General features: G+C 40.3%; 11 protein-coding genes. 10 read left to right on the top strand and 1 reads right to left on the bottom strand.

Annotation, left to right across the window (positions count from 1 at the left end; all coding sequences use genetic code 11):
- The first annotated feature begins 571 nt into the window (after positions 1-571).
- From CLIN57ABFB40_RS20015 to CLIN57ABFB40_RS20050, 8 genes are all read left to right on the top strand, one after another.
- Complete coding sequence (locus tag CLIN57ABFB40_RS20015) at positions 572-1435, top strand: helix-turn-helix transcriptional regulator (RefSeq protein ID WP_175631636.1); 864 nt, start codon at positions 572-574, stop codon at positions 1433-1435.
- A 39-nt stretch (positions 1436-1474) separates the two neighbouring features.
- Positions 1475-2122: a hypothetical protein gene (locus tag CLIN57ABFB40_RS20020; RefSeq protein WP_254871868.1), complete on the top strand. Its 648-nt coding sequence runs from the start codon at positions 1475-1477 to the stop codon at positions 2120-2122.
- A 130-nt stretch (positions 2123-2252) separates the two neighbouring features.
- Entirely contained in the window at positions 2253-2867 is a 615-nt protein-coding gene (locus tag CLIN57ABFB40_RS20025; RefSeq protein ID WP_175631637.1) for a DUF3575 domain-containing protein, read from the top strand.
- 59 nt (positions 2868-2926) lie between these two features.
- Complete coding sequence (locus CLIN57ABFB40_RS20030) at positions 2927-4405, top strand: DUF3868 domain-containing protein (protein WP_175631638.1); 1479 nt, start codon at positions 2927-2929, stop codon at positions 4403-4405.
- A 50-nt stretch (positions 4406-4455) separates the two neighbouring features.
- A complete protein-coding gene (locus CLIN57ABFB40_RS20035; RefSeq protein ID WP_175631639.1) occupies positions 4456-5850 on the top strand; it encodes a hypothetical protein in 1395 nt (464 codons plus the stop codon).
- Positions 5851-6045: 195 nt separating this feature from the next.
- Positions 6046-6960: a FimB/Mfa2 family fimbrial subunit gene (locus CLIN57ABFB40_RS20040; RefSeq protein ID WP_175631640.1), complete on the top strand. Its 915-nt coding sequence runs from the start codon at positions 6046-6048 to the stop codon at positions 6958-6960.
- 24 nt (positions 6961-6984) lie between these two features.
- Positions 6985-8376 (top strand): DUF5042 domain-containing protein, encoded by a 1392-nt coding sequence (locus CLIN57ABFB40_RS20045; protein ID WP_254871869.1) that lies wholly within the window; start codon positions 6985-6987, stop codon positions 8374-8376.
- 37 nt (positions 8377-8413) lie between these two features.
- Positions 8414-11671: a DUF4906 domain-containing protein gene (locus CLIN57ABFB40_RS20050; RefSeq protein ID WP_175631641.1), complete on the top strand. Its 3258-nt coding sequence runs from the start codon at positions 8414-8416 to the stop codon at positions 11669-11671.
- A gap of 140 nt (positions 11672-11811) precedes the next feature.
- Here CLIN57ABFB40_RS20050 and CLIN57ABFB40_RS20055 read toward each other — a convergent pair whose 3' ends face one another.
- Positions 11812-12375 carry a YdeI/OmpD-associated family protein gene (locus CLIN57ABFB40_RS20055; protein WP_175631642.1) on the bottom strand — a complete coding sequence of 188 codons (564 nt, stop codon included), beginning with the start codon at positions 12373-12375 and terminating at the stop codon, positions 11812-11814.
- 415 nt (positions 12376-12790) lie between these two features.
- On the opposite strand from CLIN57ABFB40_RS20055, the gene CLIN57ABFB40_RS20060 reads away from it, so the two are divergent.
- Complete coding sequence (locus tag CLIN57ABFB40_RS20060) at positions 12791-14134, top strand: hypothetical protein (RefSeq protein WP_175631643.1); 1344 nt, start codon at positions 12791-12793, stop codon at positions 14132-14134.
- 23 nt (positions 14135-14157) lie between these two features.
- On the top strand, positions 14158-17595 hold the full coding sequence (locus tag CLIN57ABFB40_RS20065) for a SusC/RagA family TonB-linked outer membrane protein (protein WP_175631644.1): 3438 nt from the start codon (positions 14158-14160) through the stop codon (positions 17593-17595).
- Positions 17596-17598: the final 3 nt, after the last annotated feature.

Below are 17598 nucleotides of genomic sequence, written 5' to 3' on the forward strand. Positions count from 1 at the left end.
GAGATTTAACTGTAACAAGTAGGAGACTTGACTGCAACAAGTACTACACTCAATGAAATGATATAGGAGACTTGAGCAAATCAAGTACATGGTTCGGCTTACTTCAGTACTGCTTTGATTTATCCCCGCACCGGAATGAATCTTTTTTTAAGGATGTGATTGTCCTGAATCAAATCCCCCAAATTTTCAGACTGAGTCAAATAAACTACTGTCAATTTGTTAGAGTGAGGAAATAGTCTTTCATGTATAAAAAGTAGTCATTTATGTATAATCGAGAAAAAATGAATTAGTTTTTCTTTGTAGAATATTGTGTAAGAGTAATTTGATTATGGAAGCTTTTGTGTCCTTATGCTCAATTCGAATATTTGCGATGCTAATTGGTTGGGAAAAGTAAAAGGAATGCGGAACATTAATTGTTCCATAATAATATTATGTGTTGAGTATATTTATCATTAAATGAGCTTCTTGTATAATCATTGTTTTTTGTCTGTAATTTAAAACTAGATGTCTTTTTTGTGAAAAACAAATATGTAAAATGGATTGTTTTTTTTTAAACTACTTGTATTATAACATGAAATTACTTTATTTATCAGAACATCATTCCTGTTTTAATTATCAGCTAAAATTTGACAGTGGGTTTGCTCGATACAAATTGGCGTCACAAGAATCCGGCCAAATTGATAATAGCAGTTGTTTTTGTATTTTGTTTCTTTTGGAAGGAGAGTTATCTGTTAGTGTAGGTCGAGAATGTCACATTCCCCTTCTTAAAAATAACATGCTGCTTATACCGCAGAATGAAAGAAACCGGATTGATAGTATTGTATCGGCAGAAGGCCTTTTATTGTTTTGGGATAAACAAATAACAGCTTGTGACAAAATGTTTCTTGAATCTATTTCGCATGACAGAATAGAAAATGAGAATTGTTGTGTTTTGCCAATCAGAAAACCGCTATTGTATGTTTTGAGGCAGTTGCTTTTTTATTTGGGAGAGGGAATGTTGTGCAGGCATATGCACATTCTTAAACAGCAAGAAATAAACCTTATATTAAGAGGCTTTTATACAAAGTCTGAGCTTGCTACTTTTTTTTCTGGAACAACCGAAATAGGACGGAAGTTTGAAAATTTTGTATTGGATAATTATCAGAAAGTGAGAACAGTGAAGGAGTTCGCGAGTTTATGTTGTGTCTCGGAACGTTCTTTTAACCGTAAGTTTCAAGAGTATTTTAACCAAAGCCCTTATCAATGGATGCAGGAGAAAAAGGCCGAACTGATCCGTGAGAAAATTAGCGAACCGGATATTGCTTTTCGGGAAATAGCTATGGATTTCGGGTTCAGTTCTCCTGCTCATCTGACTTGCTATTGCAAAAAGTTGTTTGGTGCAACGCCAACTGAGCTACGAAGCAGCTGTGAAAAAGAAAATAAAACTAAACTATAATACGTTTTTTCTGATATGGTGAGTGGTGAATTGAATAATATGGAATTTGGAGACGGTAATAAGGGAGAGAACAAATACCTTTTATGTAGTTCAAGTGAGCATTGCTCCGACCTTTTTAAAGAGCTTGTCGGGAAGATGTCCATGTGTTTGAAAGACAAAATAATGCAGGATATCTTTTACTCCATGTTGGCAGGGGGGGGGATGGCTGAGTTGTCTGGTAAGTATAACCTTTCCCGGAAAGCGTTGATTTTTATATATGAAAAAGCGATGAGGGAAGTGAGTGATAGTTGGGAGGATATAATTCAAGGAAAACAAAAACTTCAATTAGCTGATCTCCGGTATAGAAATTGTAAAACAGTCTTGTCTCGGAACAATTTTATTTGTGAAGAAACCAAGGTTGCTGTTCCTGTTAAGGAGTGTGATATACCGGTTGAGTATTTGGAAAAACTGTCTACTCCTTTGTCTAATTTTGAAATATCTCCGAGGATATTACGAAACCTTAGAAAATATAATATCTATTTATTGGAAGACCTGTTGCGGTTCATTAAAAGGAATGGTTTTGACGGAATTGGCAGATTACATGGTGTGGGGGCTAGATCTTGTGAGCAGTTGTTTGTAATACTGAAAGATAAGAGTGTTTTGGAGGATAAAGATACCTGTTATTTGTTCCGTTATATTTTTGTATAGATAAGGACGTGTGTATTATTGATAAATAGGCGTATATTTATTAATTTATGTCTTTTTTGTATAACATCATTCCCCTGCTTCTGCACTAACTTTGCATTAATAAAAATTGATGTGAAAAGTTTTAATAAAAATGACAAAAATCTTTAGTGTAAAGAGATCGGTTTTTCTCTTATTTTTAATTGTTTGTACCCATTCTTTTGCTCAAAAGGTGGCACTAAAAAACAATTTGGCATATGATGCCTTGAAGACTCCTAATCTTTCTGTTGAATTGTCAATGGGTAGAAAATGGACTCTGGACACGCAGGTGGGGATGAATTTCTTTTTATTCACGAAAAATGCCACCTCTCCCCGATACAAAAATAAGAAGTTTAGCCATTGGCTGGTACAGCCAGAACTTCGTTATTGGACTTGTGATGTGTTTAATGGTTGGTTTTTCGGGCTGCATGCCCATGGAGGACAGATGAATATCGGCGGGGTTGATGTGCCTTTTGTTCTTCAAAGAAAGGATGACAGCATGAAAGATCACCGCTACGAGGGCTACTTTTGGGGAGGCGGTTTGAGCGCTGGGTATCAGTGGGTTGTTTCCAATCGTTTTAATGTGGAGGTTTCTTTGGGAGTTGGTTATGTACATGCTGAGTATGATAAGTATAATTGTACTACATGTGGTAAAAAAATGGGTAAAGGAAATGCTGATTACATCGGCCCCACTAAAGCGGCAATTTCCATTATCTATATGTTAAAGTAGACTTTTAATAAGTTGGGGTTCGTTTTATTGTTTTTCTATTTTGCTAAAAAAGTATATTAATGAAACTGTTACAATATTATAAGCAACTGTCTTTTATGGTGGGCTGGTGCGGATTACTACCGTTGTGCACTTATGCTCAAGATGCTGTATTGCCTGCTGGCAACTTACGTTGGGATTATTCAGATAGCCGTGTGGCGAGGAGTGTGGATGGACGTGATTTGAATATCGAGTTTGCGATAAAACCTGTCGTAAAACTGAAAACTCAAGAAGTTGTGTGCATTTCTCCCCGTTACATTTCGGCAGACGGGAAGGAAAGCATAGAGTTGGAACAGGTGTGCATATCCGGAAAAAGAAGATATAAGGTGATTAAGCGTCGTAAGGCTTTACGTAATCAAAAGCCCGGACAAGCTGGTTTTGGTAAAGTGCATTCTGTTAAGGAGTTGAAAGATACTCCTATAGTATTTAAGAGTACTTTTCCTTTTGAAAGTTGGATGGCAGATGGGCATATTATAGTGGAGGAGGCATCGTATGGCTGTGCCGAGTGTGGAGTAAGTTTGAATGAGGGTATGGCACTGGAAGCTGGTATTCCATTTTTTGGAGCAAAAGATTATGTCTATGATTTTATCGAACCGGAAAAGGTTTTGGTTAAGTGTTACAGGGATTCTTTTGATTGTAAAGTGACTTTTCCTGTGGCACAGTATGGGCTTCGTGAGACCTTTGCCGATAATAGTCAGGAACTTGCCAAGCTTGGACAATTTGTGTCTGAAAGTTTGAAAATCGAAGGAGCGGAACTCAAGAGTGTATATATAAAAGGCTATGCTTCGCCCGAAGGAGGTTTTGATTATAATAGGTCTCTTGCGCAAAGACGTACTAAAACCCTTTCGGACTATATCGCCAACCGATATCCTGCCTTGAAGAAAGCAGTGGTCTATAGTACTGAAGGTGTCGGGGAGGACTGGGAAGGCCTTAAGGCGGCAGTCAGTGGCTCCAATCTTGCCAATAAGGATAAAATCCTTTTTATTATCGAACATAACCAAAATGATATGGAACGCGAGTCTGCTATCCGTGAGTTGGATAATGGCAAAACCTATCAGATTCTCCTGAAGGAGTTCTATCCAAAGCTACGGCGTACGACATTCAGTCTCAGTTTTGATGTAAGGCCTTATGAACTAGAGGAACTTTCTGGAGTTTTTGAGACGACCCCGGAATGTCTTAGCCAGTATGAAATGTACTTGTTGGCCGAATTGTATGCTTCCCGAAGTGAAAATCCTTTGCCAGTGTACAAGAGGGCATATGAGCAGTTTCCGGGAGACATTGTGGCGACTTTGAATTATGCCAATGCCCTGCTGAAATACGGGAATGATCCGGATGGGGCTCTGCAGGTGTTGGATGCTGTAAAAGAAGATTCTCGTTCTCTTTTCCCCATGGCAATTGCCTATAGTTTGAAAGGTGAGTGGAAACGGGCTGAGAGTTTGTTGAAGGAGGCTGCTAAATATGGTAACATTAATGCTGCTGCGTTTTTCAAAAATAGAAAATAATCAATATATAACTTAGATTTAATTTTAATATTTATTTAAACAATTAACTTATGAAAGTAGTAAAAAGTTTTACTGTTGCGGCTTTGGCATTGCTTGCGGCATGTAGTAATGAAGAAAATCAAGTTACATTAGACAATACAAGTTATCCGATGGACGTTAGAGTGTCATTGAACACTAACAAGGTGGGGACACGTGCCGCTATGGGAGACTTACAGGAAACAGTAGCTGACCAGGCGGCAGCCGCACTGTCTAAAGTACATGTGTATCTGGTAGATGGCAGTGGTAATATCACGGTTGCAGAAGAGTTTATAAAGGACGACGCGAAATGGGGGCAACTGGTGAATGCCGTTCCCGTCTCTGCCGATAAAACCCCGGGAGGATATAAATTCCTCGATGTGACGGCTGCAACCAAAGAGGCAGTTGTAATCTGTAATCCTCAGGGAGCTATCGTTCAGAAAGGTGGTAAAATGGCCGATGTTGTAGATTATGTGCTTAAATCAAAAATTGGAGAGGTTATTTACGCAGATGCCAAAGACCTGACAGTAATCGGTCAAGAATCTTATGGTGTTAATCCACAGGATGATAAGAGAGTGGTTAAAGCCGCTGAATTCACTCTTGCTGGTAATATGAACCGTTTCCAGGTATTGGGAACCAAATTTGCGAAGATAGAATGGACTCAGTCAGGAGAGGCGGATGCTAAAAAATGGCAGGAAGACTGGATAAAAGCTAATGCCGGTAAAACAGCTGAAGAGGCTCTGGCAGCTTTTGTCGCTCATGTCGGTAAGTATGACGTGAAGACAGGAGCGTCTCCAAATGATGCAGAATGGAAGAAATATTTCCAAGTTGTTGATGTAACAGCAGAGAATACAGGCATCGTGATGAATCGCTTCTATAACAAGTTCCATGTTGCAAACCATAGTTCCAATGAGTTGCTGGAAGCAAAAACTTATCAGGGTGATAGATATGACTTTGCTACAGGTACGTTTAAACCGGATGGAAAGAATGATTTGTCTGAAGCTGCTTCTTATTATAGTGCTGTTGGTTTTGATTTTGAGACAGCTAAAAAAGCTGCTGCTTTCAACTTCTTCAGTGATAAAGTGACTAACTATGGTAAAGGTGGTGATGCTCCTACTCTGCATTTTATTTTTAAGACAGGAAAGGTTAGTGAAAACCGTCGTTTCCTGAATGTTACTGGATATACCGAAACTGAAGGACAGGATACAGGCTTGGATGCTGCTGCAAACAAGGTTGGAAAACTGTTGAACATTGATTTGTCGAAAGTGAACGGCGGTCATGGTATTCTAGTAGATGCTGACCCGACTATTCCTGAAGGAGTAATACCTGAACCGGGTGGTAAGGAAGATTTCAATAACGAGAGTGCAAACGTGATTGTCAGAGTGCAGGTACAACCTTGGGTGGCAGTAAATGTATTTCCTATTCTTTAATATACAAGTAGGTATAGATTAATTGTCTGTTTGTTCTTTCCCGTTTTTTTCATGTTTGGAAAGAACGGGAAAGCCAAAAAGTTCTCGTAAGGAGGGTATTTCCTGCCCTTCTTTTTTTGTAAGACAAACTGATGGAAGCATAAGACCTTTCAGGGGTTTGTGAAATAGATATTTGATTATTATTATTTTAAAAATATGAGCATTAGATACGCATTTACATGGCTGCTACTGATGGTCACAACGTTTGTCGTGACATCCTGCAACCAAGTCTATGATGACTTAGGCGCTTGTCTTGGCAATACCATTGTCTTTTCCTATCTGGCTGATGATAATAAAGAGCATCTACAAGAATATGTAGATGATATTGATGTCTTTATTTTTGATGCTGAAGATGAAAATCTGGTAGAAAAATATCATCTCAAAGGAGAGCAGTTATCCTCTCCATTGGAAGTCAGACTTCCTGAAGGAGAGTATAGGGTGGTAGCTGTAGGTAATGCCTTGAAAGAAACTTCCATTATAAAAAACGATAGTTATAAAGAAGGACTGGTGTCCCGTCCTGAACTTACAGAAAATGATATCCCGGCAGTGGGTACGTTTAACAGGTTGTATTTAGGAGAAACTATTGTAACATCGAAGGTGCTGAATGAATCGCGTGATGTGGTACGCCTTTATTCTCAACATGTAAAAATACATGCGGAAGTGCTTCCCGATGGAGATGCGGATATACAGCCTTGGTTTGAACAGAATACTAAGAATGGATTCCGTCTACAGGTGGAATCTTTGTCAGCCCGTTTCTCTTTTACCGGTACTCGTTCCGGAATTACCTCATTTGATCTTCCATTTACAGCCGGAGAGAAAAAAGACCGTTTTGTACTTGATTTCAATACTTTGCGCTTTGAGGACGAGGATCCGATATTGATTTATCTTGTACAGAATGAGGCAGTTCTTTGTACTGTAGATGTAGCGCAATATATCGCACAGTACCACGATAAAGTTCAGATAACAGGTCGGCAGGAAGCACTGCTTCCATTATATTTCCGTCAAAATCTGTTTTCTTTGAGTGTAAGTGTAAAACCATGGGAAGCAGTGGATGTGGTTCCCATAAACTGATTGATGAAGATTATGTTGAAATATATGAAATATATCCATACGGTAAAAGCTATTGGTCTTTTTACGATTACAATGCCACTGCTCTTTTCTTTTGTTCTGCTGTCTTGCCAGGGAGAGGAAAATTGTATGGAGCAGTTTTCAGATGAGGACAATGTGACTGTCAAATTGAATTTATCGACTAGAAGTGTTGAAGCAGGAGAGAGTGACATGTTGGATGAATATTCTTCCGATCCTGCTAACTGGTATAAAACCGGAACGTTATTTCCTAAACCACCTGCTTTGCCGAGAATCGCGCTTATGATTTTTAACAAGGATTTAAACCGGTATGTATATAACAGTTTGATATCCTTTAATCCCGATGGTGTGAGTGGACGGTATCAGATCAAGGTACGCATCCCTAAAGGTGAAACAGAGTTTTATGCTTTTTATGCTCCCAATCAGACGGGAAAGGATTTGCCTTATTATACTCCTGAAGGAGATTTTCGCAATAAGATTCCATGGGATTTTCAAAAGATGGGTATAGAAGAAATAAACAGAGAAGCTATTGTAGGTGCAGCGTTTCCCGCTATTCTTAAGGAGCAGGAGAATGGTAGTATCGGACTTCCGTCAAATAGCCCCTATGATGGCGTAGACCCTTCACCGGCAAATGAAAAAATTATAGATTGGACGGAGACTGTTGCAAAGCCTTGGGAGGATGTTCCCGGAATGTCTAACAGATTACATATGGGCATGCTTTCGGGAAAGGCAAAAGCAACTGTGCAACCTTCTACTGGGGAACAGGTACAGGAGGTTACAGTTCCCTTATTCCGTGATTTCTCCCGCATCCGGATATATATCGCAAGTGCGGCCGCTCATGACCGAATAAATTATATTTATAAGAGGATTGCTTTTCTTAATTTTCCGGTGATGATGTCTCCCTCTTTCAGAGAAAATGATTCGGATGAAGCTCAACTGGCCGCTTCTAGCCCAAGTACAGAGAATATTATGGAACATACAGGTGTCTATTCTTATGGAATAAAAAACGGGGGAGCAATGAGCATATATGAGGCCCCTTTTACTGCTGATGGAAAGATTGATCATACGCAGATGGAAAATCGGAAATATGAACAGTTCTTTTTGCCACAGTATCTGGCTCCTTATATTCCGGAAAGCAATACTTGGCAAAAGGGGTATCCTCATCCAAAGATACAGTTGACTGTGGAACATTCTGATGGAGGAAATAATTCACAGTTAAAGACAAAGACTTTCTTGTTTGATGTTGGTGAAGAAACCTCTTCTGGTGTATACTCCGGACCGATTTATCCAAATCGAGATTATAAAGTGTTCATTGTTTTACCGGAGTCTTCTGACAAGGAGATCATTTACCGGGTCGAACCGTGGGTAAGGAAAAATGTGGATTTTCCTCCATTCCAATGATATACACAAGAATTTATCATGATAAATTTTATTATTTATGAAACGATATAAACTGAAAACAACTTATTTCATTCTGTTATTGCTTCCATTGCTTGTATGTTGCACGGATGAAGACCTTATTCAAAGGAATGGTGTGATGGAGGGAATACCTACCACAGTGGATATAAGTGTCGGTACGGCGGCCAATACCGCCAAGACCCGTTCTGTCTTATTAGAAGGTGAAGAGAGAAAAATCTATGACCTTTACTTGTGGGTTTTCAATGCTTCAGGTGGTGTGGAGTTCTCTCGGGAATATTCGAGGGAAGAGCTTAATATGGCTGCAAGTGATCTGGAAACGGCAACGGGCGAGAAAGACAACGATGCGCCTACTAGTATGGGGTTGCTGAAAAATATAGGTCTTACCACGGGAGAAAAGACACTGTTCCTGTTGGCAAACTATAAATCGGACGGTGACGGGCTGTTTCATGTCGAGCCGGATGTGCTGGCGGGGATAGTGAACCTGTCTGACTTGGAAAAAATAAAGGCAGCTATGACTGTACATACTTTGTTCCGTCCGAATGGCAACCTGCTAATGTCAGTGACTCATAAGGTGACGATTTCCAATGCTACTAAACGGGTAGAGGTTTCTTTGAAACGTTGTGAGGCTAAGGTTACGGTTAATGTGAAAACCGCTGACGGGCTTGTATTTGAGCCTGGAACATACAAACTCGGTAATGTGCCAAGTTCAACGTTCCTCACGGAACATGCCAAAGGTTCTGATCAAACAGCTTCGTGGGATGCGAACGGGATGGACGGAAAATCATACTGGAACTCGGAAAAATTCCAGTTTGAGGGAGATGCCGACAACATAACTACTTCATTCTATATGCCTGAAAGCCGGAAGGCTGCGAAGAAGGCCATTCTTCCCACTTCTCCCGGTTATAATGCGGATAGGAAAGGGTATGACCTGAGACAGAAGCAACTGAAGTCTCCCGTTGCAGGTGCAACTGACAAACCGAATCTACAGAACGGTGCAACGGAATATGCGCCGGAGCTTGCCCCTTATATTGAATTTACAGGTGAATTGCGTCAAAGCATGATGACTGGAGATGTTCCGACCGAACGTTTTGGAAGAGTGACTTACCGTATCTACTTGGGATATACGTCAATCGAGGATCCGGTTAATGATTACGATATAGAACGTAACGTGCATTATACTTATAATGTGACTATTAAGGGGATGAATGACTTGGTTATTGAAGCATTGTCAGACAAGGATAAGGAAGAGGAACCTTCTCCTGGTACGGAAGGATTGGTATATGACGCATATAGGTCGTTTATCTTTGATTGCCATTATGAGCAGGGGTTAATGCGTTTTCAAAAGGACGAGCTTGCTATTTTTAACCCGGATGGCAGTTTGAAGGATGATGCTATGCTCTCTTTTGCTATTCGTACGCCGTTTTGTGATAAGATTATATCTTATACGAAAGCGGAATTGGAACAACTGAAGAATAACAACTATATCCCCATCAAAGAAAAAAAGGCTGATACAGACTGGCTCAAATTCTATATCCATCCAAGCACTTTGACCGACAATGGAAACGAGGATATGCAATATTTCTCCGATACGGGTGCTAATCTGCTTTCGCTGGAACAGTTCCTTTACAAGCTGATGAATGAATCTGATTATGTATTCAATGCAGCTTCGGGACTTTGTAAAGTAACAGTTTATGCCAATGAATATTTCTACGAACAAAATCCTATGCAGGAAAACGCTCCTAAGGACAAGGATTTGTGGAAAATCTTTGCCAACTCTCCGGATCGGACATTTGATTTGCTGGTAAATACGTCACATGAAATTTCTCCTGACGGACAGTCACGTTACCATCAAGCGATTGTGACCATTCGGCAGATGTCCATAAAAACAGTGTTTGTCAATAGTCCTGACGGTATGCGCGTTTGGGGAGTGGAGAATGTGAATGAGACGCCAGATTTGGATTACATGGTAAGAGCCGCTACTGAAGCAGATGCTTTTTATAATAAATATTATTCTAATGGTTGGGCAAATACGTGGTCTGTAATGAGCAGACGTACTGGAGGATTAACAGATAATATAATGCCTGATCCTATGTATAGAGGTAAAGAGAATACTTTATGGCAGGTTATGACAAAAGTAGAAAATGCAAAACTAACATTAAGTAAAGACCATACGAATTTGGCATTGTCTAATTATCATGCTACGTATGCTTGTTTTACCCCATTCTTAAGAAACAGGGATAACAATCGTGACGGACAAATGCAGGCAAATGAAATGCAATGGTATATTCCTTCTGTTTGTGAAACGAATATGTTGTATGTGGCAGAACGAGCGTTACCGTTAAAGAGCAGGCTTGTCGGGCATGCTCCGTCAGATAATGCTACGGCATTGTACACTTCAAGAGCTTTTATGGGAAGTACCAATTTGACTTTGGCCAGTTGTAATACCATTATGTTGGTAGAGGAGTCGCATAGTATGACTCCTATATATAATTTTGATTATTATAGCAATATTTCTGCTCCGGGAAAAAGAATGCCTTATTCGGATGTGAGATTGATCAGGGATTTGGGTATTTTGGAAACTTCGGAGGATCATAGTTACCATCTCGATGAAGTAGATAAGGAACTCAATAAAACATTAGTCAATAAATGGGCGGAGAATGAGTACTTGATTTTCAGGGCTGAGAATTTACCTTCTAATGTTACCCGGGCTACCAGGGCTATTTATGAACTACCGGCACATAATGAAACCTCACAGATAAATACGGTTTATCAGAAAGGGTTTGAAGTTGCCAAATATATAGCCAATACAATAGACAAACCAAAGGATTTGAATAACCCTAACAGAGAAAGTGAATATTATTATGAAACCTGGAGTACTTTGACAAGTGATATAGAGAAAGGAAAATCTCCGTGTACTTATTATTATCAGAACCCGGATAAGAGCGATTTGGGGACATGGCGTTTACCCAATGAAGCTGAACTGATGATAATGGCTGGAGGTTTGTTTGATTGGGATGACAGAGAGAAGCCTAAAGTCTATGATTTTGGTGGGAATTTACCTTCTTTAAACATGAAAAATGGACAAGTTATCCACTCTCGGACAGGATTTTCACAACGCGATATGAACGGTGCAAGATCATTTAGTGCTGGTTATCAGATGTATTTTGATGGTTACCTCAGGTTTGTCACGACTGTTGACACACAATGGGGAGGAGATAACGATAGGCTTGTGAATGCCAAAAAAGGATATGTACGTTGTGTAAGAGATCTTGAATAGGGATAACATTTGAAAACAGACATAATTTCTTGATTGTTTTATAATTGACAGGTGCTATGGAGTCAATCTGTAGCACCTGTACATATTGAAGTGGGGGGATGTAAAATCCGGATGAACAGTCGTTTGTTTCTGAATATTGATTAATAGTATTTATCAATCCCGCCAAATCCTGTTATTATTTTATTTTCTTTCGTCTTGTTGATAAAGTTGTTTAAGCGCTTCTCGAATTCTTCCGGTCGGTTCCTTGCAGCTTCAATATATGCTATCCGGATACGTTTATATGGTTCGGAAAAACGTTGGTAATTCTCCCATATCATTTTATCTTCTTTCAATCTGCCCATTATATCATTGGGAAAAACGAAAGGAGCAGACAAGACATCCCGTATCTTATCTTCAAATTTAGGGTGTATCATCTTATTTTCCAATAGCCATTTCAGTCTTTCTTTGTTGGCTTGCGAGTAGGTACTTTTAGGGTTTCTAGGCGTGAAATGCTGGATTTTATGTGTTTTGTCGAGCGTCTTTATTGTACTGTCAATCCACTCGAAACAAAGGGCTTCTTCAACAGCGTCATTGTACGTTATGCTCTTTTTGCCCGAGGCTTTACTGGGAAATACAAACCACACTTCATTGGCAGTCTCAAAGTTCTCTGCCAGCCATTTTCTCCAGTCTTTTCTATCTTCAAAATATTTTATATCTATCGACATGATAAATTATTTCTTTAATTTTTTGTGCCCATACCGGACAGTCTATATCTTGTTTTACGTTCAACTCCGCTTTGAGCAAATAATGATTACCCAAAGTTTCATGCTGATTATATTTATGATTTGTCGCAATATAGGGATATTTAGGGTGGAAGATGGAACTTGACGTGAAGATTTAAGTGTTATTTAGATAATTAACCCATAGCTGTTTTTATATGGTCGGGGTATGGATTTGAAAATTGTTAGTGTTTTGGGTGTGGATATTAAAAAATGAACAAAAAAATAAAAAATAGATATTGATACTAATGAGGTGACTTGTTTATTTTGCATAAAATTAACTCGGAGCTATTGGAATATGTAATACCGGTATACTGAGTATTATTAGGTTTTAAGTTTGCGTTAACTAAGAATTTGTATTATGAAAAAAAAGTATCTATGGAGAGTGGCTTTCTGTATGCTGGTTTGCATTTGGGGCTGTTCCGATCAGGATGATAATTTGATAAATCCTGATAAGATGATTCAAATGTATGGTTATCCGTATAATTTGCAGAGTGGGGTTATTTGGCAAAGTAATCCAAATGTAATTATTTCGAGTATTCCTTATATATATGAGGATACTTACGAGAAGGACGGTACGACGGTGACTGATCGTGTGGAAGGTTTTCGTGCCGGTGATGAACGGATTGAGACCGGTAACTTCATGCTTTCACTTTATGAAACAGGACTTTACGGCAATATGGAATTGGAAAAAGCCCAAGGTGAGGGGGCTTGTATTTGTTTTCATCTAGCATCTCCTGAACTCGGAGAATTGGTGCCGGGGAAATACGTGTTTGGCACAGACAAGAAACCATATACTTTCATCGGATATTGTTCGTCCGATTATAATACGCAGAATAAAGAGAACATTCCTGCAACCCTTTCAGAAGGAGAAGTGACCGTTGAAAAGAATGGTGATAATTATCGTGTCGTATTTCAATGTAAAACGACTTTTGGCGGAGATATTGCGGGAGAGTATAATGGGACACTTCAGCAGCACAGAGTGTCGCAAGTTAGTTCTACCGAATATAACAATGTCTCTTTGTCGGGGCTGATGGATGAGGTGGAGATTGTGATGTGGTATACGGGTGATGTAATACGTAATATTCTTGACCAAATCGGTCTTGAAGGCTTTCCTCTCAAGGATGGTGCCGAAATGATAGGTCTGATTGTTGACGGAGAGAAGTTCATCGACCCCGAAAATTCGGGTACCGATTTTGATACTGAATACAATGGAATGTCAATGTTCTCTTTAAGCACAGGGCTAAGTCAAATTGCCAATGATGCTAGAAAAAATAAAGAACAGATAGATTTGGCATTGACCTGGAATAATGAACAAGAGGCATTTTATTTTGAATCTCCCATACGTATTCGTAGTATGTTGGATCATAAGTCTAAGTACGATTTTCCTTGTCATACGGTTTATATGAATGCGCCTGAAGGTTTCTCGGATACAGACTTTGAAAATTTGAGTGCAGATGATTTCTCTTTTCAAATTACCGAAGAAAAAGTGAAGATTTCAACAGCAGATTTTAAGCCTGCCTATGTTTTCTTCCAAACGGGAAAAGGGGTTCTGGGTGTCATCAAAGTGAAGTCCTATGTTCCGCAGGATATGAAAACTGAATATGATATATATACTGGTGGTTATATTGATTCTCCTTTGAATCCATCCGTTCAACTGGAAATCAAATGCCCGGCAGTTGTAGCCAATCCGCAAATCAGATAATCTAATAAAAAACACAGAACATTATGAAAGTTCAATATCAACCCTACTCCTCATTGGCAAGACAGTTGCGTGCTGCATGGATGCTCCTGTTCTGTCTCCTCTACATTTCGGGGAGTGCGCTGGCGGTATCGCCTGTCCAGCAAGAAGGCAAACAGAATAAAGTAGAATTAACAGGTCGTGTAGTAGATACCACAGGAGAACCTTTGCCAGGAGTGACCGTCACTTTACAGGGAACGACACATCGCACGGGGACCGATGCCGAAGGATATTTCCTGTTCAGCGTGCCCGCCAGTGAGAAAGGATATACGCTGGAGTTCACCTTTATCGGTATGAAAATGCAAGCACGCCATATCAGCCAGCCGGGTAAATCCATCCGGGTGGTGATGCGCGAAAATGCTGAAGCATTGGATGAAGTCGTTGTTACAGGTATGGAAGTGATAAAGAAAGACCGTATGACCGGTAGTGCTACTGTTATTACTGCCAAGGACTTGAAGATGCAGGGTATTACCTCTATCGACCGTATTTTGGAAGGTAAAGTTGCGGGGCTGAATAGTGCTACCGTGTCTGGTGCACCGGGTACACGTTCTAAAATCACTATCCGCGGTGAAAACAACCTGAGCGGTAATTCCGAACCTCTGTGGATTGTTGACGGGCTTCCTATGACGCAGGGAGTTCCTCAAAGTAATACAGGCGATTATGCCGGAACGATTATGCAGGATGGAGTAGGCAATATTATGCCGGAAGATATCGAATCTATCAGTATATTGAAAGATGCTTCGGCTGCTGCCATTTATGGTGCGCGCGCTGCTAATGGTGTTATTGTCATCACGACTAAAAAAGGATTTCGCTCCAAAACACAAATCAACTATAGTGGTACTTATGAGTGCGCTTTTGCTCCGACTAACCGTCTCGATTTTATGAATTCTGCCGAGAAGTTGAGATATGAACAGTCTATTATAAATAACTTCGGGCTGGAATATGCTTATCTTACAGGTCGTGGCGGATATAGCTACAAGCGAATGGTGAATGGTTTCCTGACTCCGGGTGAGTATAACGCCACTGTTCAGAATTTGGCGCAGATCAATACCGACTGGTTCGACGTACTTTTCCGTACGGCCCATTCACATTCACATAATGTCAGTCTGCGTGGAGGTTCTGAAGAACTGACGTATTATACTTCCGTTAATTTTCAGGAAAAGAACGGTATTCTTCTCTCTAACAAGTACCAGAGTGCCGGGTTATTGATGAAACTGGACTACCGGCCTATCAAGAATTTGATTGTCGCTCTGAACGTTTCTGCCAATATGCGTAAGAACAGAGACAATGCATCTGCCATTGATCCGTTTACCTATGCCATGTTTGCCAATCCTTATGAGCGTCCGTATGATGAAAACGGAAACTATGCTGCCGACCTCAGTTATCTGAGCAATAATTACACTACGGAACGTGCTTCCGGCTATGTGTACGATCAGTTCAATATCTTGCGTGAAATGAAGGACACGCGTAACATACAGGATGGTTCGGATGTGGAGATGACACTAAATCTCCGTTATGACGTATTGCCCGGGTTATCAGTAGAGTCTATTTTCCGGAAAGGTGTCAGTTACAACACGGAAACTACTGAAGTAGAACCGGGGACGTATACATCTTGGACGAATGAAGCGTTTGCCCGCAATGCATACCGCTATTACGACATCATGCCAAGCGGGTATGATAATGGAGAACTTTCCGAAAATTCCGGAAAGAATCATAGTTGGGCTATCCGTAATCAGATAGATTATTCGTTCACTGTAAAAAAGGATCATTTGTTCAGCATCTTGCTCGCCAATGAAGTCATGTCGAAGAAATATACTAGTTTCGGTTATACTTCACCTATTTATTATGGTGATTATCGCATTACGGGTATCCCTACCTTTGACAAGAATGTACCTTATGAAGATATGGTTTCCGCTATCAGCAATATGTTCCATACGAAGGACGGGCAGGACCGGAGTGTTTCATTTCTCGGCTCTCTCCGTTACGGTTATAAAGACCGGTATATTTTCAATTTCAATTATCGTGCTGACGGTGCTGACGTAATTGGTGATACGAACAGGTTCACTCCACTATGGTCTGCCGGGTTGCGTTACAATCTGCATAAAGAGAAGTTTTTTGCGAATCCTATCGTCAACGAATTGTCACTCCGGGCTTCCTATGGTTACACAGGAAATATTGACCGCTCCGCTTATCCGTTCTCTACCATTTCTTTCGGTAATGTGATGTATATGGGCAATCGTTTTGCTACGGGATTTACCTATCCTAATCCAACTGTCGGTTGGGAGAAGAAGAAAGACCGCAACATCGGTCTGGATATGTCGTTGCTCAATAGTCGTGTGAACATTACTCTAGACTATTATTTCAATGAAACGGAAGATATTCTTGAGGATTTGGAAATTCCCGCTTCTACCGGACGGACTACGGTGAAAGCTAATGGTGGTATTGTTGAAAACAAGGGATTGGAATTTTATACTAACATTAAATGGGTGAATAATAATGACTGGACTTTTAGTACCGCTTTCAACATTGCCCGAAACAAAAATGTGATAAAGAAATCATTCTATGATTATGATTCTTATCAAGATGCCATTAAATCAAATGTCAGTATGGGTGGGGTTATTAATATTATCGGGCAAGAAACCGGAAGTATTTATGGTTGGAAGGTGGCAGGCGTAAATCCGCAAACCGGTAATCCACAATATTATCTCACCGAAGCCGGTAAAAGGGCGTATGGGGCATTCCTTGATAAATGGGATTCCTACAGTGAGGAGCAGAAGAAACAGTATTTGGCTATGATCGGCTCTCCCAATGGTATTCCGGATGTAGTGGACTTTGTGCGGGACAGTGATAAGAAAATGGGGTATCAGATGCCTTCCATGCAATATCTCGGTCGTTCGAATCCGAAGTTTGTTGGTGGTTTCAACACTTACTTGAGATATAAAGGTTTGGAATTCACGACCTCGTGGACTTTCAAAACCGGACATATTGTTCCCAACTTCAACGATTATCAGAATGCGCCGAATAACGAAGCCAGTTCGGCGAGAGCGGCACTCGGATATTCTTCCGATCTGAAAGTGTCTGCTACCAATCGTGAAAAGCGGTATTTGTATTACTGGCAATTCCCAGGTGACCGTACCGACATCCCGAAATTTACCACTTCGGACAATGATTACTGGGCTTCGTTGTGCACTTCCGACAAATATTCGAAAGGAGACTATCTCCGTCTGACTAATCTCTCGTTGAGTTACCGCTTCCCTTCACGGCTTATCAAGCAGTGGGCGGGTATGCAAAACTTGTCTTTAGGATTCAACGCCCGTAATCTGGTGACGTTTACCAAATATAGAGGGTTGGATGTCGGTACCGGAAATGCGTTCTCTTATCCCGTTGCCCGCGAATTTAATTTTAAACTAACTGTCGGATTCTAAAAA

It is taken from the genome of Bacteroides acidifaciens, assembly GCF_903181435.1.
Lineage (GTDB): Bacteria > Bacteroidota > Bacteroidia > Bacteroidales > Bacteroidaceae > Bacteroides.